Annotated in this window: 10 protein-coding genes and 1 rRNA gene; 2 read left to right on the top strand and 9 right to left on the bottom strand. The window is 65.5% G+C overall.

Going from position 1 to position 19549, the window contains the following annotated elements; genetic code table 11:
- Positions 1-196: 196 nt before the first annotated feature.
- The 4 genes from LFT45_RS04110 to LFT45_RS04095 form a co-directional block, all read right to left on the bottom strand.
- Positions 197-1721 (bottom strand): 16S ribosomal RNA (locus LFT45_RS04110).
- Between the two features lie 539 nt (positions 1722-2260).
- Positions 2261-6130 (bottom strand): 1,4-alpha-glucan branching enzyme, encoded by a 3870-nt coding sequence (locus LFT45_RS04105; protein ID WP_236806862.1) that lies wholly within the window; start codon positions 6128-6130, stop codon positions 2261-2263.
- Between the two features lies 1 nt (position 6131).
- The gene (gene treS / locus LFT45_RS04100) at positions 6132-7928 is read right to left on the bottom strand and encodes a maltose alpha-D-glucosyltransferase (RefSeq protein WP_236806861.1); all 1797 of its coding nucleotides are present in this window, start codon (positions 7926-7928) and stop codon (positions 6132-6134) included.
- A 6-nt stretch (positions 7929-7934) separates the two neighbouring features.
- The gene (locus tag LFT45_RS04095) at positions 7935-10007 is read right to left on the bottom strand and encodes an alpha-1,4-glucan--maltose-1-phosphate maltosyltransferase (protein WP_272912742.1); all 2073 of its coding nucleotides are present in this window, start codon (positions 10005-10007) and stop codon (positions 7935-7937) included.
- Between the two features lie 131 nt (positions 10008-10138).
- On the opposite strand from LFT45_RS04095, the gene glgP reads away from it, so the two are divergent.
- The gene (glgP, locus tag LFT45_RS04090; protein WP_236806857.1) at positions 10139-12757 is read left to right on the top strand and encodes an alpha-glucan family phosphorylase; all 2619 of its coding nucleotides are present in this window, start codon (positions 10139-10141) and stop codon (positions 12755-12757) included.
- Positions 12758-12822: 65 nt separating this feature from the next.
- On the opposite strand, the gene LFT45_RS04085 is transcribed toward glgP, so the two are convergent.
- The 3 genes from LFT45_RS04085 to glgX are packed head-to-tail and all read right to left on the bottom strand — an operon-like array spanning position 12823 to position 15839.
- Complete coding sequence (locus LFT45_RS04085; protein ID WP_236806856.1) at positions 12823-13179, bottom strand: barstar family protein; 357 nt, start codon at positions 13177-13179, stop codon at positions 12823-12825.
- 4 nt (positions 13180-13183) lie between these two features.
- The gene (locus LFT45_RS04080; RefSeq protein ID WP_236806855.1) at positions 13184-13705 is read right to left on the bottom strand and encodes a ribonuclease domain-containing protein; all 522 of its coding nucleotides are present in this window, start codon (positions 13703-13705) and stop codon (positions 13184-13186) included.
- Positions 13706-13721: 16 nt separating this feature from the next.
- Complete coding sequence (glgX, locus tag LFT45_RS04075; RefSeq protein ID WP_236806853.1) at positions 13722-15839, bottom strand: glycogen debranching protein GlgX; 2118 nt, start codon at positions 15837-15839, stop codon at positions 13722-13724.
- A gap of 115 nt (positions 15840-15954) precedes the next feature.
- Between glgX and LFT45_RS04070 the strand changes: the two genes are divergently transcribed.
- Positions 15955-16764, top strand: a complete 810-nt coding sequence (locus LFT45_RS04070; protein ID WP_236806851.1) for a carbon-nitrogen hydrolase family protein — start codon at positions 15955-15957, stop codon at positions 16762-16764.
- Positions 16765-16996: 232 nt separating this feature from the next.
- Here LFT45_RS04070 and rlmB read toward each other — a convergent pair whose 3' ends face one another.
- Both rlmB and cysS read right to left on the bottom strand, forming a co-directional pair.
- Complete coding sequence (gene rlmB, locus LFT45_RS04065; RefSeq protein WP_236806849.1) at positions 16997-17998, bottom strand: 23S rRNA (guanosine(2251)-2'-O)-methyltransferase RlmB; 1002 nt, start codon at positions 17996-17998, stop codon at positions 16997-16999.
- A gap of 91 nt (positions 17999-18089) precedes the next feature.
- A complete protein-coding gene (gene cysS, locus LFT45_RS04060) occupies positions 18090-19544 on the bottom strand; it encodes a cysteine--tRNA ligase (RefSeq protein WP_236806847.1) in 1455 nt (484 codons plus the stop codon).
- Between the last annotated feature and the right edge of the window lie 5 nt (positions 19545-19549).

Raw genomic sequence — 19549 nt, 5'->3', positions numbered from 1 at the left:
ACCGTTCCAGGACAGCCACCCCCGAAAGGGAACCCGTCCGTACTAGACACAGGACAAAACCACGCGGCCGCTATTTGTTGATATTCCACCCATGAGCACCCGCCGCAGAACGATCGCCTGCGCAGCGGGCCTTTACTCCTGACAAACCACACACACCCCGCATACACGCGGCCGTGGGCCTGTAGGTGCTCCTTAGAAAGGAGGTGATCCAGCCGCACCTTCCGGTACGGCTACCTTGTTACGACTTAGTCCCAATCGCCAGTCCCACCTTCGACGGCTCCCTCCCACAAGGGGTTAGGCCACCGGCTTCGGGTGTTACCAACTTTCGTGACTTGACGGGCGGTGTGTACAAGGCCCGGGAACGTATTCACCGCAGCGTTGCTGATCTGCGATTACTAGCGACTCCGACTTCATGGGGTCGAGTTGCAGACCCCAATCCGAACTGAGACCGGCTTTTTGGGATTAGCTCCACCTCACAGTATCGCAACCCTTTGTACCGGCCATTGTAGCATGCGTGAAGCCCAAGACATAAGGGGCATGATGATTTGACGTCGTCCCCACCTTCCTCCGAGTTGACCCCGGCAGTCTCCCATGAGTCCCCACCACTACGTGCTGGCAACATGGAACGAGGGTTGCGCTCGTTGCGGGACTTAACCCAACATCTCACGACACGAGCTGACGACAACCATGCACCACCTGTGAACCGGCCCCAAAGGAGAAACCACATTTCTGCGGCGATCCGGTCCATGTCAAGCCTTGGTAAGGTTCTTCGCGTTGCATCGAATTAATCCGCATGCTCCGCCGCTTGTGCGGGCCCCCGTCAATTCCTTTGAGTTTTAGCCTTGCGGCCGTACTCCCCAGGCGGGGCACTTAATGCGTTAGCTACGGCGCGGAAAACGTGGAATGTCCCCCACACCTAGTGCCCAACGTTTACGGCATGGACTACCAGGGTATCTAATCCTGTTCGCTCCCCATGCTTTCGCTCCTCAGCGTCAGTTAATGCCCAGAGACCTGCCTTCGCCATCGGTGTTCCTCCTGATATCTGCGCATTTCACCGCTACACCAGGAATTCCAGTCTCCCCTACATCACTCTAGTCTGCCCGTACCCACCGCAGATCCGGAGTTGAGCCCCGGACTTTCACGGCAGACGCGACAAACCGCCTACGAGCTCTTTACGCCCAATAATTCCGGATAACGCTTGCGCCCTACGTATTACCGCGGCTGCTGGCACGTAGTTAGCCGGCGCTTCTTCTGCAGGTACCGTCACTTTCGCTTCTTCCCTACTGAAAGAGGTTTACAACCCGAAGGCCGTCATCCCTCACGCGGCGTCGCTGCATCAGGCTTTCGCCCATTGTGCAATATTCCCCACTGCTGCCTCCCGTAGGAGTCTGGGCCGTGTCTCAGTCCCAGTGTGGCCGGTCACCCTCTCAGGCCGGCTACCCGTCGTCGCCTTGGTGAGCCATTACCTCACCAACAAGCTGATAGGCCGCGAGTCCATCCAAAACCGCAAAAGCTTTCCACCCCCCACCATGCGATGAGGAGTCATATCCGGTATTAGACCCAGTTTCCCAGGCTTATCCCAGAGTCAAGGGCAGGTTACTCACGTGTTACTCACCCGTTCGCCACTAATCCCCGGTGCAAGCACCGGATCATCGTTCGACTTGCATGTGTTAAGCACGCCGCCAGCGTTCATCCTGAGCCAGGATCAAACTCTCCGTTGAAGTAAAACAGACACAACCAGGAACCACGGAAATAACGCGGAAACCAGGCTGCACAAAATTTGAAACCAGCTAAAAACACCAGACCACACCACGGGGGTGGGCAGTCCGGCACAATCAACCAATTCATAAAAAATCGGTATCAACAAACTTGGCACACTATTGAGTTCTCAAACAACAGACACACCCGGCACCACCCAAACCAACGTTCAGGATCGCTCCGGAGCAACTTTTCAAACTTACCCGCTCGCTTCATCCGAGTCAAATCGGCGGTTTCCATCCGGCCCAGCCTGTTGGCTTCCGGATCACCTTGCCGACTCGCTCCGGGGAGCGGCGCGGAAATAAACTCTACCACTACCTTGGCGGAATGCCAACTGCACCGGGGCAACGCGGAGGAGGGCCCGGAATCCCGCGGGATTCCGGACCCTCCTCCCAGAGAAACAACCACTGGGAAACAACTACCCGGGTGGCCGGCCGCCGCCGGGTCTTAGACCGGCGGTCCGCCAGGACTTACCGGGGCGTTCCTGGCGGTACGGCGCGACTCAGGCGCGGGGCCCGCCGGGCAGAGCCGCCTTTCCCGTGCCGCCCTTCGGTGCAGCACCCTTCGGCGCAGCACTGTTCGGTTCAGCAGACCGAGTCTCAGCAGCCCGAATTTCAGCTGCCGTGGGCCCGGCAAAGACGGAGTCAGCGTCGGTAACTTTGGCCTTGGCCGCGGCCGCCGTGGTGATCACGCTGGACTCAGCCGGCTTGAAGTACGCGGCGCCCAGCGGCGGCAACGTAACCGTTAGAGTCGCCGGCTGGCCGTCGATGCCCTCGTCCTCAGCGGTCAGCGTTCCGCCGTTGAGGACACCCGATCCGCCGTAGTCCTCGGAGTCTGTGTTCAGGACCTCGGTCCAAGCTCCGGTCGAGGGCACGCCCAGGGCGAACTCCTTGTGCGGGCCGCCGGAGAAGTTGACGGCACACACCAGCGGGTTGCCCTCGGTGTCCCACCGGACGAAGGTCAGGACGTTGCGGTCGGCGTCAGCCCCGTTGATCCACTGGAACCCGCCGGGCTCGTTGTCCCGGGAGTACAGTGCCGGCGTGGACCTGTAGAGCTCGTTCAGCTCCTTGAGCAGCAGCTGAATGCCCTTATGGGCCGGGATGTCGGCGAGCCACCAGTCAAGGCCGTGCTGTTCGGACCACTCGGCTTCCTGGCCGAATTCCGTGCCCATGAAGATCAGCTGCTTGCCCGGGTGTGCCCACTGGTAGCCGAGGAAGGCGCGGAGGTTGGCCAGCTGCTGCCAGCGGTCGCCCGGCATCTTGCGGAGCATGGACCCCTTGCCGTGGACTACCTCATCGTGGCTGATGGGCAGCAGGAAGTTCTCGGTGAAGGCGTATACCAGGGAGAACGTGACCGTCCCGTGGTGCCACTTCCGGTTGACCGGATCTTCAGAGGTGTACTTGAGTGAGTCGTGCATCCAGCCCATGTTCCACTTGAGGCCGAAGCCGAGGCCCCCCTGGCTGGTGGGCGCGGTGACGCCCGGGAAGGCAGTGGATTCCTCCGCGATCATCACGGCGCCGGGGTGGGTCTTGTACACCGTGGCATTGGTCTCCTGGAGGAACGAGATGGCCTCCAGGTTTTCGCGGCCGCCGAACCGGTTGGGCTGCCACTGGCCGTCTTCCCGCGAGTAGTCCAGGTACAGCATGGACGCGACCGCGTCCACGCGCAGGCCGTCAATGTGGAACTCCTCGAGCCAGTACAGCGCGTTGGCCACGAGGAAGTTCCGGACCTCGGTACGGCCGAAGTCGAAGATGAGGGTGCCCCAGTCCGGGTGCTCGCCAAGGTTCGGGTCAGCGTGTTCGTAGAGCGGCTGCCCGTCAAACTGCGCCAGGGCCCAGTTGTCCTTCGGGAAGTGCGCCGGCACCCAGTCCAGGATCACGCCAATGCCTGCCTGGTGGAGCGAGTCCACGAGGAACCGGAACTCATCAGGATGACCGAAACGCGACGTGGGCGCGTAGTAGGAGGTGACCTGGTAGCCCCAGGAGCCGCCGAAGGGGTGCTCCGCCACGGGCATGAACTCCACATGGCTGAAGCCAAGCCACTTGACGTACTCGACGAGTTCCTTGGCCAGCTCACGGTAGTTCAGGCCCAGGCGCCAGGATCCGAGGTGGACCTCGTAGACGCTCATGGGCGAGTTGTGCGGATCCCGGGCGGCCCGTTCCTTCATCCAATCCGCGTCCTGGAACCGGTAGTGGGACTCGACAACCCTCGACGCCGTGAGCGGCGGAACCTCGGTGCCGAAGGCCAGCGGGTCGGCCTTCTCTACCCAGTAGCCGCCCTTGGTTTTGATTTCGTACTTGTAGCAGGCGCCGGCCGGGACACCCGGGATGAACAGTTCCCAGACGCCCGAGGAGCCGAGGGAGCGCAGCGAGTTTTCCCGCCCGTCCCAGGCGTTGAAATCGCCCTTGACCCGGACCGCTTCGGCGTTGGGGGCCCACACGGCAAAGGACACGCCGTTGATGTCGCCCATCGAGGACTTGTAGTGCTGCACGTGCGCGCCCAGCACGGTCCAGAGCTTTTCGTGGCGTCCTTCGCCGATCAGGTGCAGGTCCACTTCGCCCACGGTGGGAAGGTAGCGGTACGGATCGTCCGTGGTCACCGGCTGGGCGCCCTCGTACGTCACTTCAAGGCGGTAGTCCGGCACGTGGCCGTGCTGCAGCGGCTCGAGCACCGCCACCCAGACGCCCTCGGCCTCGTGGGTCATGGGCACTGTTCCGGCCTGGGTCACCACGTTGACCGCCTCCGCGAGGTGCTTGACGGTGCGGATGGTCACGTGACCGTAGTCGTCCAAATGGGCACCAAGCACCGAGTGCGGGGCGTGGTGTTCACCGGCCGCGACGCGTGAGAGCGTGTGCGCGTCCACGTGCAACGGTGCGTGGGGGCTGTCGGTGTGTGCAGAGCCTGTCATGTTATTACCTTCCGCTGCTGCTCCGGCCGGTTCGCCGGAGCTTTTAGTGCTGAGGAGCCGCCTGGCCGCATTCACCGGAATGGCCAGCCAGCCCGGCCGGTTGCGCAACTCGTACACGACTTCGTAGAGCGCCTTGTCCAGCCACAATGCCACAAAGAGCGGCGAATTGCGGTCCACCGTTCCGGGAGTTACTTCCGCGTAGCCTGCCAGGAAGGCCTCGGTGCAGTCGTCCACCCAGGAGTCCGGGACACGGACGCCCGGCTGTTCCCGTTCGGCGGCGCCCGCCGCGTAGTCGAAGGAGCGCAGCATGCCCGTCACGTCCCGGAGCGGGGCGTCGGGGAAGTTACGCTCGGAGATTGGCCGGAGCGGCTCCCCTTCGAAGTCGAGGATGGCCCACCGGTCATGGCCGCCTTCGCCGCCGGGAACCTGGAGGATCTGGCCCAGGTGCAAATCGCCGTGGATGCGCTGAAGCGCTCCCGCGGGGGTTCCTTCCAGCCGGCTGAGCAGGCTTTCCAGCCCTTCTTCGTAAGGCCCGACGGCGGGTCCCGCCTCCGCCCACATCTGACGCACGCGCTGGGCTACTCCGGGGGCTATTTCCCCGCCCGGAACCGTTTCGGCCGAAACACCCAGTGTTTCGGCCAGCCGGCGGTGGACAGTGGCGGTTGCATGGCCAAGGGCATACGCCTCGGCCGTAAAGTCCACTCCCCCGGCCGCCGCGTCAACGGCGAGGCGCCACGCGTCCCGGCCGCCGGCCAGGAATTCGTGGGCCACTGCGAGTTCGCCCTGGGCAGGGCCGCCCGAAGCGGTCTCATCCTGGCGAAGTAGGCCCTGCGGGTACCATTCGCCGGTGACCCAGCCCAGCGTGGCGGGGACCTCCGGGGTGCGGGCCGCGGACAGTGCGGCGCCGACCTCCACCTCCGGGTTCCGCCCGGCCGAAAGCACGCGGAAGAACTTCACGATGGCGGCGGAGTCGCCGTCGTCCACTATCACCGAGGTGTTGGACTGTTCGCCGGACAGGACACGGACCGTCCCGGAAGCCTGCGGCAGCGGCTGGCCGCCCCCGGAAAGGTGGCCGCTGGCGGTGCCGGCGGCTTCCTCCGTCCGGATCAGATCCAGCCATGCGGCAATGAAGGCGGGGTCGTGGACGGCGTCGTAGACCCAGCGGTGCCCCAGCTCGGGGTCGTCGCTTTCGCCGATCAGGGCCCGTTCGGCGCCCGGCAGCGGCTGGCTGCGGTAGCTGAGCGGGATCTGGACGACGTCGGTGCGGGAGACGCCGTCGGACGTTTTGGACTCGACGGAGGCGAGGAACACCTCCAGGCCGGCCTGGCCGGTGGGGTCGTCCAGGACCAGGCCGCCCACCGGCGCCAGGGTGAAGTCCGGGGACTTCACGGGGAACCACCTCTGGGCCGGAAGCCAGTCGCGGAGCAGGTGTTCGAGTGTGGGTGTCAGTGTTGTTTGGATCATCTCATCCCTCAATCGACAGTATCGGCATCGCTTGCGTAAAGGGTGAAGCGGGGTTGGAAGCAGTGGCCCGCACGCGCAGCCAGAAGAAGTCATGGCTGCCCAGCGTCAGCGTCAGCTGGCCGTCGTCGCTGATGCCGGGGAACGGCTGGCCTCCGAAGACGTCCCGCAGGCCCCGGCCGGAAAAGTCCGGAAGCCTCAGGGTGGAGGACACCGGGTGCTGGGAAAGGTTGAAGACGCACAGGATGGATTCGGCCGGCTCTCCCGCTGCGTTGCCCTCGGGCAGTTCGCGGAGGTAGGCCAGCACCACCTCGTGGTCGGCCTCCACATGCTTGAACGCCCCGAGCCCGAACGCCGGGTGGTTCTTCCGGACGCTGAGGATCTGCCGGGTCCATCGCAGCAGCGATCCGGAATGGGCGGCCTCGGCCTCCACGTTCGCCATGGCGTAGTTGTAGACCAGCGACTGGATCACGGGGAGGTACAGCTTGCCGGGATCGGCGTTGGAGAACCCGGCGTTGCGGTCGGGGTTCCACTGCATGGGGGTGCGGACGGCGTCACGGTCCTCGAGCCAGATGTTGTCGCCCATCCCGATCTCGTCCCCGTAGTACAGGAACGGGCTGCCCGGCAGGGACAGCAACAGGGCGTTGATGAGCTCGATTTCCGCCCTGGAGTTGTCCAGCAGCGGCGCCAGCCTGCGCCGGATGCCGATGTTGGCCCGCATGCGCGGATCCGGCGCGTACCAGCCGAGCATGGCTGCCCGCTCATCGGCGGTGACCATTTCCAGCGTCAGTTCGTCGTGGTTGCGCAGGAATGTTCCCCACTGCGCACCTTCCGGGATGGCCGGGGTGTCGTGCATCGTCTCGATGATGGGGGCGGCCTTCTGGTCACGCAGCGCGTAGTAGAGCCGCGGCATGATCGGGAAATGGAAGGCCATGTGGCATTCCGGTTCCTCCTCGGTTCCGAAGTACTCCACAACCTCGTTGGGCGGCTGGTTGGCCTCGGCGATGATGACCCGGCCGGGGTAGCTCTCGTCCACCATCTTCCGCAGCTTGCGCAGGAACTCGTGCGTGGCCGGCAGGTTTTCGCAGTTCGTCCCCTCCTCTTCGAACAGGTACGGGATGGCGTCCGCCCGGAACCCGTCGATCCCCTGGTCCAGCCAGAACCGCACGACGTCGAACACGGCGTCGATGACCTTCGGGTTCTCGAAGTTCAGGTCGGGCTGGTGGCTGAAGAACCGGTGCCAGAAGAACTGCCGCCGGATGGGGTCGAAGGTCCAGTTGGATTCCTCCGTGTCCACGAAGATGATGCGCGCGTCCTGGTATTTCTCGTCCGTGTCGCTCCACACGTAGAAGTCGCCGAAGGGACCTTCGGGGTCCTTCCTGGACTCCTGGAACCAGGGGTGCTGGTCCGAGGTGTGGTTCAGCGGGAGATCGATGATGACCCGGACGCCTCGTGCATGCGCCTCGGCAACCAGCCGCTTGAAGTCGCTGATGGTGCCGAACTCGTCCAGGACGGAGTTGTAGTCCGAGATGTCATACCCGCCGTCCCGCAGGGGTGACTGGAAGAACGGTGGCAGCCACAGGCAGTCCACGCCCAGCCACTGCAGGTAGTCCAGCTTCTCGATCAGCCCGTGGAAGTCACCGGAACCGTCGCCGTTGGCGTCCGCAAAGCCCCGGACCAGCACTTCATAGAACACCGCTTTCCGGTACCACAGCGGATCATGCTGCAAACCCGGTGCATTGAGCTCAAATGTGCTCTTGGGGGTGAAGTGTTGGGTGGAGCCCTGCGGACTGAAACTCACGGGCGGCTACCTCCGGATGCTCAGGATGTGTGCAGGTTCAACATGTGCATCCAGCCGCACGTAGTTGTACTCGCCCCATTCCCAAGACTCACCGGAGATGAGGTCATCCACCCAGAATCCGCCGTTCGGGGTGAGGTCTGCCGGGTCGAGCCCCAGCGCGGACAGATCCAGCGAGACCATGCCTTCCCTCGCACTGTGCGGGTCCACGTTGGCCACCACAATGATGGTGTCCCTCGTGCCGTCCGGGAGGGTTTTGTGCTTGGAGTAGACCACCGTGGCGTCGTCCGTGCACTGGTGCACGGTGAGGTTCTGCAGGTCGCCCAGCGCGGGGTGGGCCTTGCGGATTTCGTTGAGCCTGGTCAGGTACGGCGCGAGGGTCCGGCCGGAGGCGGAGGCAGCTTCCCAGTCGCGGGCCTTGTACTCGAACTTCTCGTTGTCGATGTACTCCTCGGCACCGGGCCGGGCCACGTGCTCGTACAGTTCGTAGCCGGCGTACACGCCCCACAGCGGGCTCGCGGTTGCTGCCAGGGCAGCACGGATCTTGAACGCCGCCGGTCCGCCGTACTGCAGGTACTCGGTAAGGATGTCCGGGGTGTTGACGAAGAAGTTGGGCCGGAAGAAGGCAGCCGACTCGCGGCTCACGTGGTGGAAGTACTCCTCCAGTTCCTTCTTCGTGTTGCGCCACGTGAAGTAGGTGTAGGACTGCTGGAAGCCGGCCCTGCCCAGCGCGTGCATCATGGCGGGACGGGTGAAGGCCTCGGCCAGGAAGACGACGTCGGCGTCCTTCTTGTTCACCTTGCCGATGAGCCACTCCCAGAACCACACCGGCTTGGTGTGCGGGTTGTCCACCCGGAAGATCTTCACGCCGTGGCTGACCCACAGCTCGACGATCCGCAGGATTTCCTTGGAGAGGCCCTCGGGGTCGTTGTCGAAGTTGAGCGGGAAGATGTCCTGGTACTTCTTCGGCGGATTCTCGGCATAGGCGATGCTGCCGTCCACGCGGGTAGTGAACCATTCCGGGTGCTCGGTGACCCAGGGGTGGTCCGGGGCGGCCTGGAGTGCCAGGTCCAGCGCCACTTCCAGGTTGAGCTCCTTGGCCCGCGCCACGAAGGCGTCGAAGTCCTCAAAGGTTCCGAGGTCGGGGTGGATGGCGTCGTGCCCGCCTTCCTTGGCGCCAATGGCCCAGGGCGATCCGGGATCGTTCGGGCCGGCGATCAGCGTGTTGTTGGGGCCCTTGCGGTGCTGCACGCCGATCGGGTGGATCGGCGGCATGTAGATGACGTCGAAGCCCATGCCGGCCACGGCGTCCAGCCGGTTGGCGGCGGTCCGGAAGTTGCCCGACGTCCACTCGCCCGTGTCGTGGTTGCGCACGGCGCCCTCGGAGCGCGGGAAGAATTCGTACCAGGATCCGCGGCCGGCGCGGTCCCGCTCAACGAGCAGGGGGAACTGCTCGGAGACGGTGACAAGCTCGCGGATCGGCTCGCGCTCCACTACGCCGGCGACGTCCCGGCTGAAACCTGCGGCCAGGCGGTCCTCAGCGGAAAGGGAAGTGTCCGAAAGGAGGGTGGCTGCCGAGCGCAGCGTCTGCCGGTCCGCATCGTTGCGGGCGGGTTCCTCGGCCGCCTCGGACAGCAGGGCGGCGCCCTCCGCAAGCATCAGCTCGACGTCGATGCCCGCGTCCACCTTGACCTCGGCATTGTGGTGCCACGTGCCGTAGCGGTCGTGCCAGGCCTCGATGACGAACGACCAGTTCCCGGTGGATTCCGGGGTGAGCAGGCCTTCCCAAAGGTCGGTTCCCTTGCCGCGGTCCCCGGACGGCGGCTGGAGCCGGACCCGCTGGCGCTCGTTGCCCTGGGGATCCAGGAGGACCGCGCTGACGCCCAATTGGTCGTGGCCTTCGCGGAAGGACCTGGCGCTGACCACGATTCCTTCACCGGGCAGCGCCTTGGCCGGGAACTTCCCCCCTTCGACAACAGGCTGAACGTCCGTGATAGGGAAACGGCCAAACCGCAGGCCTTCCGTGATCGAAACTTTCGGCGTTTGCTTTGCTGGGGCACTGGTTCGCGTGTTAGTCGTCACAGGCTCGACGTTAGCGAGAAATGGGGCGAATTGCTAAGCCTGCGAACTTAATTAATGAAGCGATTCGTCATTTACCGGAAAGTAATCAAAAGCGGTTCCTGCCGTTCACCCAGTCGGTTAGTGTGGCGCAGGTGAAGGCAATCCGCAGATTTACCGTCCGTACCGTTCTTCCCGAGCCGATCCGGCCACTGGCCCGGTTGGCGACCAACCTCCGCTGGTCCTGGCACCGGCCCACCCGGGAGCTGTTCGAAAGCTTGAACCCGCGCGTCTGGGCCCAGTGCGGGAACGACCCGGTCAGCTTCCTGGGCCTGGTGGGCCGTGAGGAGATGCACCGGCTCGCGATCGACCAGGACGTGGTGGCCCGCGTCCAAGCGGCAGCAGCGGACCTGGACCGGTACCTGACGGAACCCCGCTGGTACCAGGGCCTGGGCAGCGACGCCCCCGCCTCAATCGCCTACTTCTCCCCCGAATTCGGCATCACCGAAGTCCTGCCGCAGTATTCCGGCGGCCTCGGCATCCTCGCTGGCGACCACCTCAAGGCCGCCTCCGACCTCGGCGTGCCGCTGATCGGCGTCGGTCTGCTCTACCAGGCCGGCTACTTCAAGCAGTCACTCTCCCGGGACGCCTGGCAGCAGGAGACCTACCCGGTCATTGATCCCGACGGCCTGCCCCTGACGCTGCTGCGGGAGCCCGCCCCGGACGGGAACGGCAAGCCGCTGGAGATCTCACTGCCTTTGCCCAACGGACGGTGCCTTCTGGCACACATCTGGCGTGCCGACGTCGGACGCGTCCCTCTCCTGCTGCTGGATTCCAACGTTCCCGGAAACGATGACGCCGCCCGCGGCATCACCGACCGCCTGTACGGCGGCGGCGGGGACCACCGGCTGCAGCAGGAACTGCTGCTCGGCATGGGCGGGGTCAAGGCGCTGCGCGCCTACCAGAAGCTCACCGGCACGCCCGCGCCCGAGGTGTTCCACACGAATGAGGGCCACGCCGGTTTCCTCGGCATCGAACGGATCCAGGAGCTGATGGCCGGCGAGCAGGCCCTCACCTTCGACGAGGCCCTCGCCGCCGGGCGCTCGTCCACGGTGTTTACAACGCACACACCGGTTCCGGCCGGCATCGACCGCTTCGAAGCCGCACAGATCCAGCATTTCTTCGAAGCCGGGCTTGCGCCGGACGTTCCCACGTCGCGGATCCTCGATCTGGGCCGGGAAAACTTCAGCGAGGGCAACCCCTTCGTATTCAACATGGCCGTGATGGGCCTGCGCCTCGCACAGCGCGCCAACGGTGTTGCCAAGCTCCACGGCGAAGTTTCGCGTGGCATGTTCTCCGCGCTGTGGCCTGGATTTGACCACTCGGAGGTGCCCATCACCTCCGTGACCAACGGCGTGCACGTGCCAACCTGGGTTGATCCCCGCATCGCGAAACTCGCCCGGGAGCGGTTCGGACCCGAAGCTGAGGTGATGGGCCGCTGGGACCTCGCGTACAACGTCTCCGACGCCGAGGTCTGGGCGCTCCGGCGCGAGATGCGCGTGTCCCTCGTGGAGGATGTGCGGCGCCGGCTGCGGGCGGCGTGGAAGAAGCGCGGCGCTGCCGACGCCGAGCTGGCGTGGACCGACTCGGTGCTGGACCCGGACGTCCTGACCATCGGATTCGCCCGGCGCGTGCCCACGTACAAGAGGCTGACCCTCATGCTGCGGGACCCGGAGCGTTTGAAGGCGCTGCTGCTGCACAAGGAACACCCCATCCAGCTGGTCATCGCCGGCAAGTCCCACCCCGCGGACGACGCCGGCAAGAAGATGATCCAGGACCTGGTCCGCTTCACGGACGATCCCGCCGTCCGGCACCGCATCGTCTTCCTGCCGAACTACGACATCGCCATGGCCCGCACGCTGTTCCCGGGCTGCGACGTCTGGCTGAACAACCCGCTGCGGCCGCTCGAAGCCTGCGGCACCTCCGGCATGAAGGCCGCCATCAACGGGTCCCTGAACCTGTCCGTCCTGGACGGCTGGTGGGACGAGATGTACGACGGCGAAAACGGCTGGGCGATCCCCACCGCCAACAACGGCGCGTCCGCCGATGAGCGTGACGACATCGAGGCCGCGGCGCTGTACGAGCTGCTCGAGACGCAGGTGGCGCCGCGGTTCTACGGCAACACCGTCTCCGAGGCGGCCGGTGCCGCAGGGCCGTCCGAGTCCGGCCACGAGAAGATCCCCACGCACTGGGTCTCTATGATCAAACACACGCTGGCCCACCTCGGCCCGGCGGTCTCGGCCGAGCGGATGCTGCAGGACTACGTCAACGTCCTGTACCGGCCCGCGGCGGTTGCGGGACGCGAGGCGGTGGCAGGCTCCTACGCGCAGGCCAAGGCGCTAGCGGCATGGGTCGCCAAGGTCCGCGCGGCCTGGCCCCAGCTGCACGTGGAGCACGTCGACTCGCTCGGCGTGTCCGAGGACCCGCAGATCGGTGACACCCTCCAGGTCCACGCCTACGTGGGACTGCACAACCTGTCCCCGAAGGATGTTGCCGTGGAGGTGGCGTACGGGCAGGCAGCCGAAAGCGATGAACTGGCCAACGTGACCATGGTGGAACTGGAGGCCAAGGAGGAGCTCGGCAACGGCCGCTACCTCTTCGCTGGGTCTATCGTCATCGACCGCTCCGGATCCTTCGGCTACACCGTACGGGTCCTCCCCACGCACGACGCCCTCGCTTCCAAGGCCGAGCTGGGGCTGATCGTCAACGCGTAGCCAGCCGGGTTGCGCCGCAACTCCGCCGTCCTCCGCGTGCTAGCTCGTTCCTCCCCGCCGTCCCGCTAAATCAGCACTGCTATGACCGCGAGGTCCTTGCCGGCGTAGCTCTCGGCGTCCTGAAGGATCTCACAGATGACGCCGAAGGAGCGGTCGCCTCGGAAGGCTGCGGGCACCTGCCAGATCACCGTCAGGGGCTTCGCGCCGTCGTCGGAAATGGCGTCGGCGAAGTCATGCAGTGAGTCGTTGAGCGCATCGAGGTTCACGCCGAAGTGCTCCGGGAAGTCCAGGGCCTCGCCGAACGCTGCGAGCACGGACTTCCTGGAGTCGGCAGCAGGGACCAGCAGGCTCCGGCGGCCGGCGTCAGCCACCTGCTCCCGGAGCTCCTCGAGGGTCCAGGTGTCCCCGGAATAGATCTTCATGGTGCTATTTGCCTTCTGCTATGAACTTGAACGATTCGTAGTGGTCCCCCGTGTAGTACTTGTCGCCGGCCTGTCCTGCCACGATCCTGCGGGCGCCCCGGTCCGACTCGCCGGGCGTTGGCACCGTGTACTCCTTGTAGTACCCGCCGGCCTTGCGCGGCAGGATGCGTTCAAAGTTTCCGAACGTTACGCCGTCGCGGGTGTACGGGTAGGGTCCGCCCTGCCGGATCAGCGTCAGCGTCCGCCGTCCTTCCGCCGGCAGCTGGGATTCCCGGATGGCGGGGAGCCCGGACACGTTCGGGACGCCGGAGACCTTGCCGGCCGACGACGGCGGCGCTGCGGCGGGTGCCGACGTCGCAAAAGTGGGTGCCGACGTCGTCGTTCCCTGGACCCCACTGGGCTGGACCCCACTTGACTGGACCCCAGCGGGCGGCGTGCCGCCCGGCGCGATGAAAAGGTTGAAGACCGCGAGGGCAGCCACGGCAAGCCCCAGCAGCAGCGTTCCGACAGTCCAACGCCTGCGCATGCCCATTCCCTCTAAGTTATGTCCGGTAGATGTTGATGGTGTAGGCCTGCACCTCGTCAGGCTCGCCGGAAGTGACCAGTGTGCCCTGGCGCCGGTCGTGCAGCTCGGACGTGGTGAGGCGCAGATCGAAGACCCGCCTGCCGGTGCCGTCGTCATTGGTCACCTGCGGAAGGGTCACCTCGATGTCCTCGGGACCGCCGTTGACCACGATGAGCCCGGCCACGTGCCCGTCGTCCGAGCCGAGCAGCAGCTGAACCACGCGGTTCCCGGAATCGTTCCACCGCTCCATGGTCATGGGCTGCCCGCCCTGGTCGTACCAGTAGAGGTACGAGCGGGCGTCGCGGACGGGGTAGTCGGGCGGCTGCGAGGTCAGGAACTCCCGGCGGAGCCGGATGACGCGCTTGGTGCTCCGCAACATGGCATGGGACTCCGGCGTGCTGGTCCAGTCGACCCATGTGAGGGGATTGTCCTGGCAGTACGCGTTGTTGTTGCCCTGCTGGGTGCGGCCGAGCTCGTCGCCCGCCGTGATCATGGGAACGCCGAGGGAGATCATGAGCGAGGCCATAAGGTTGCGCTTGCTCTGGTCGCGGCGCGCCAGGATGCCCTCGTCCTCCGTGCGTCCTTCGAAGCCGTGGTTGTAGCTTCGGTTGTCGCCATGCCCGTCCCGGTTCTGTTCACCGTTCGCCTCGTTGTGCTTGCGGTCGTAGGACACGAGGTCGGTCATGGTGAAGCCGTCGTGGGAGGTGATGTAGTTCAGCGAGGCCAGCCGCGAACGGCCCGACGGTTCGAACAGGCTCGCCGAGCCGGACAGGGCATCAGCCAGCCGGGCCACGGACGCACCCCGGCCTCCGTTGTCGAGGGCCGCACGGTCCGCCACCCAGAAGGAGCGGACGGCGTCGCGGTAGTGGTCGTTCCAGTCCGCCCAGCCGATGGGGAACCGGCCGGTCTGCCAGCCGCCGTAGCCCACGTCCCACGGTTCGGCGATCAGTTTAACGCGGGAGAGCACCGGATCCGCGGCGACGGCTACAAGGAAGGGGTGGTGGGGATCGAACTCGTTGGCTCCGTTCCTGCAGAGCGTGACGGCCAGGTCGAAGCGGAAGCCGTCGATGTGGAACTCGTCCACCCAGTACCGCAGGGAGTCCAGCACCATCTGGATCACGCGGGGTTCGCCGAAGTTCAGGCTGTTGCCGCAGCCTGTGGTGTCAACGTATTTTCCGTTGCCGTCCGTGCGGTAGTACTTCTGCTCGCCGAGGCCCCGGAAGCTCAGGGTGTGGCCGTCCGGCCCGCCTTCGGCTGTGTGGTTGTAGACGACGTCAAGGATGACCTCGATGCCGGCCGCATGCAGCAGCTTGACCATTCCCTTGAACTCGTCCTGGACGGCCTGCGGCCCGGCCTCCTGGGCCGATTTGGTGGCGTACCCGGGGGACGGTGCAAAAAACGCTGCCGTGTTGTAACCCCAGTAGTTGGTGAGGCCGAGGTTCTGGAGGTGAGGCTCGTCCAGGTGGAAATGCACCGGCAGCAGCTGCAGGGCTGTGATGCCGAGACCGGTGAGGTGCTCGATCATGGCGGGGTGGGCCATTCCGGCGTACGTACCCCGCAGGGCCTCCGGGATGTCCGGATGGAGCATGCTCTGTCCGCGGACGTGTGCCTCGTAGATGATGGTGTTGCGCCACGGTGTATTCGGCTTCTCGTCAGCGGCCCAGTCGAAGCCGGAAGACATCCTGACGCTGGTCAGGAATCCGTCGCGTTCGTCGACGGCCCGGCCGTAGGGGTCCAGCAACAGCGGCTGCCGGCTGCCGTCGTCGTCAAAATCAACCGTGGGAACCGCAAGCGGCAGGAGCTCTTCGCCTTGGGGGACGGCGCGGAAGCCGTACCGCGAGCCAACGGGGAATCCGTCCACCACACCTTGGTGGACGCCGTTCGGAAGGCCGGAGAGGGTCTGAAGGCGCCAGCTTTGGCCGGGCGCCTGGTAAGCCACCTCCAGCTTGGTGATGCCGGGCGCATAAACCGCAACGCGGGCGCGCCCGCCTGATACCCCGTCCGCGCCGGGAACTTGGCGCGGTTCGCTGACCCCGAGGGGAAAGGCCTGGGGGTCGTCCACCATCGAGGTTGTGTCTAAGAGGGGCATTACCATCAATTAAAGCTTAGCTGTCACATCGAAATAGCTGATCTATTCCGGCATGTTACGCATGCTTGGGGACGTGGCGGCACGCTTAAGGCTGTAATGACGCACCGACGTGGAGGTTTTCGTGAAGATTGCATTGGCTCAAATCATCACCGGCAGGGATGTGGCCGGTAACCTCACCGTGGTCGAGGAATATGCCCGCCGCGCCAAGGACGGCGGCGCCGAAATCGTCGTTTTCCCCGAGGCCACGATGCGGGCCTTCGGCAATTCCCTGCTGGACATCGCCGAGCCCCTGGACGGCCCCTGGGCCAGCCGCGTCCGCTCGATCGCTGACGACCTGGGGATAGTAATCGTTGCCGGCATGTTCACCCCAGGTTCATCGCCGTCCGAAGGCCAGACGAAAGTGCGCAATACGCTGCTGGTGGCCGGGCCGGGCGTCGACGCCAGCTACGACAAGGTGCACCTCTTCGACGCCTTCGGGTTCCTGGAATCGGACACCGTGGACGCCGGGACCGGCCCCGTAACGTTCGACGTCGGCGGCCTCACCTTTGGCTTGGCCACCTGCTACGACATCCGTTTCCCGGCCCTCTTCACGGCCAACGCTGACCGCGGAGCCGTGGCCAACATCGTCTGCGCGTCCTGGGGTTCCGGCCCCGGCAAGGTCGACCAGTGGCAGCTCCTCGCCCGTGCACGCGCCGTGGACACCACCACCTACGTCCTCGCCTGCGGCCAGGGCGATCCCGCCACCCAGGGCGTCGAACCCCGGGGCGCGGCGCCTACTGGCGTCGGGCACAGCGCAGTCGTCTCGCCTTTCGGGCAGGTCCTCGAAGAGCTCGACGGCGCCCCTGGCCTGATCTTCGCCGACTTGGACCCCGATCTGGTCAAGGAAGCCCGCGCCAAGCTCCCGGTCCTGGCCAACCGCCGCGAGTTCTAAAAAACGCTCTCGCAGCTCCTGCCGCTCAAAACGGAACGCTCGATCAGATCCTGCAGGAAATGAGGAAACCCTCCAGCACCTAGTGCGGGAGGGTTTCCCGTTTCCCTGCGAAAGCTGAGGACGCGTTCGTCGTTCTCCCGCAGGAACTGATAGAGCGTTAGTCAATTCGCTGCGCAAGCTGAGGACGCGTTGGCCGTTTCCTTGCGGAAGCTGAGGGAGCGTTTGGCCGGGGTTACTTGGCGGAGCGCTGGCGGGAGACTTCGTAGAGGGAGATGCCGACGGCCATGGAGGCGTTCAGGGATTCCATCGCGGAGTCGATCGGGATGGAAACGATCTGGTCGCAGTTCTCCCTGACGAGGCGGCTAAGGCCCTTGCCCTCGGAGCCGACCACGATGCAGACGGGCTCGGTGGCAACGGTGAGGTCCGGCAGCGAGACGTCGCCGTCGCCGTCGAGCCCCAGCACGAAGACTCCCATGTCCTTGAACTGCTTGATGGCGTTGTTCAGGTTGGAGGCGCGGGCCACGGGAACGCGGACAGCCGCGCCGGCGCTGGTCTTCCACGCGGCGGCGGTGACGCCTACAGAGCGGCGCTCAGGGACGATGACACCGTGGCCGCTGAACGCCGAGACCGAGCGGATGATCGCGCCAAGGTTGCGGGGGTCTGTGATGCCGTCCAGGGCGACGAAGAGGGGTGCGTTCGCGATGTGCCCCTTCTTCCAGCCTTCAACCGTCTCTTCGGCCAGGTCGTAGGCATCCTGGTACTCGTACGGCGGGATCTGCAGGACGAGCCCCTGGTGCACGGCGTCGTCGGTCATCCGGTCCAGCTCGGGCTTGCCGGTCTCCAGCAGCGGGATGCCCCGTTCGGCGGCGATCTTCAACGACTCCTTGACGCGGTCGTCCATCTCGATGCGGATGGCCACGTGCAGCGCCTTGGCCGGGATGCCGGCGCGCAGGGCCTCGACGACGGAGTTGCGGCCGGTGACGACCTCTTCGGTAGCACGCCCCTTCGGGCCCGACCTGGCACCGGCACTGCGGGCACCACCGGCACCAGCAGGTCGCTTTGCTGCGGAGCGTTCCGCGAGCTGCTTGTTCTTGTGTGCCTTGTGGTAGGGGCGGTCCTCGGCCTTGGGGGTTGGCCCCTTGCCTTCGAGGGCCTTGCGGCCGTGGCCACCGGTTCCGGTGGTGGGGCCCTTCTTGAGCTTGCGGACTGCGCCCGGGCGACCTTTGTTGGCCATGAATTCCACCCTTGGTTGTATTGAGTAAGTCTGGACTCCAGTCTACTGACTGCCCTCAAATCGTTGACCGGCGGGCGCTCAGCCCCGGAGGCTAGCCGCGCTGCAGGCTCCAGGTGGCGCCGTCGGCGTTGTCTTCGACCAGGACCCCGGCTGCGGCCAAGGTGTCCCGGATGGCGTCGGAGGCGGCCCAGTCCTTCTTGGAACGGGCTTCGGCGCGGGCGGCGAGCTGCGCTTCAATGAGCGTCCCGAGCGCACTGGTGGCCTGGTCGTCGACGGCGGGCTGCGCGGCTTCGCTGATGCCCAGGACCCTGAGCATGTCGGTCACGCTGGCCAGGGCCTGCCGCGTCGCCGCCAGGTCGCCATCGGTGAGGGCTGAGTTTCCGGCGCGGACCGTGTCGTGCAGAACCGCGAGGGCCTGCGGGACGTTGAGGTCGTCGTCCATGGCAGCGGCGAACGCCTCCGGAACGGTTCCGTGGCTGCCAAACAGCAGGGCGCCGTCCGAGGACAGCGCGCGGACGGCGCGGCTGATGAACCCGTCAATGCGTTCGACGGCGGCCGCGGCCTCCTGCAGCGACGTCGGCTGGTAATCCAGCACCGAGCGGTACTGTGCCTGGCCCAAGTAGTAACGGACCACGCGCGGCGGCGCGAGCTCCAGCATCTCGGCCGGACTGACGGTGTTGCCGACCGACTTCGACATCTTCTCGCCCTGGTACGTGACCATGCCGTTGTGCATCCAGAAGTTGGCAAAGCCGTGGCCGGCCGCCTGGGACTGGGCCATCTCGTTTTCGTGGTGCGGGAAGCGCAGGTCGAGGCCGCCGCCGTGGATGTCGAATTCGGTGCCGAGATATTTAGTGACCATCGCCGAGCATTCCAGGTGCCAGCCCGGACGGCCCGTGCCCCACGGCGAAACCCAGCTCGCCGTCGTCGGCTCCCCCTCCTTGTAGCCCTTCCAGAGGGCAAAGTCGCGGGGGTCCTTCTTGCCGCGCGGGTCCGCGTCCGCGGCACCCTGCATGTCATCGATCCTCTGCCGCGTCAGCGCGCCGTACTTGTTCCAGGAGCGCACGTCGAAGTAGACGTCCCCGGAGCCATCGAGGGCGGGGTACGCGTGACCGCGGTCGATCAGCTGCTGGATCAGTGCATGCATCTCCGGGATGTGGCCAGTTGCCCGCGGCTCGTACGTCGGCCGCGACACGCCGAGGGTGTCGTAGGCCTTGAGGAACTCCTGCTCGTAGCGGTAGGCCAGCGCCCACCATTCTTCCTCCGGCACAGCGCCGGGCTCCTGCTCGAAGTCAGGATGGAAGGAGGCCTCGGACTTGGCAAGGATCTTGTCGTCGATGTCGGTGACGTTCCGGACCACTGTGACGCGGAAGCCGCGGTATTCAAGCCAGCGGGTGAGCTGGTCGAAGGCGATGGCGGAGCGGATGTGCCCCACATGCGGCATGCCCTGCACCGTGGCGCCGCAGTAATAAAGGCTTACCTTGCCCGGTACCAGGGGAACGAAGTCGCGGACTTCGGCGGATGCAGTGTCGTAAAAGCGCAGGGTCACCGCTC

The sequence above is a fragment of the Arthrobacter sp. FW305-BF8 genome, assembly GCF_021789315.1.
In the GTDB taxonomy this organism is placed as follows: domain Bacteria; phylum Actinomycetota; class Actinomycetes; order Actinomycetales; family Micrococcaceae; genus Arthrobacter.
Note: the sequence above shows the minus strand (reverse complement) of the source record. Positions and strands in the feature narration are given on the sequence as shown.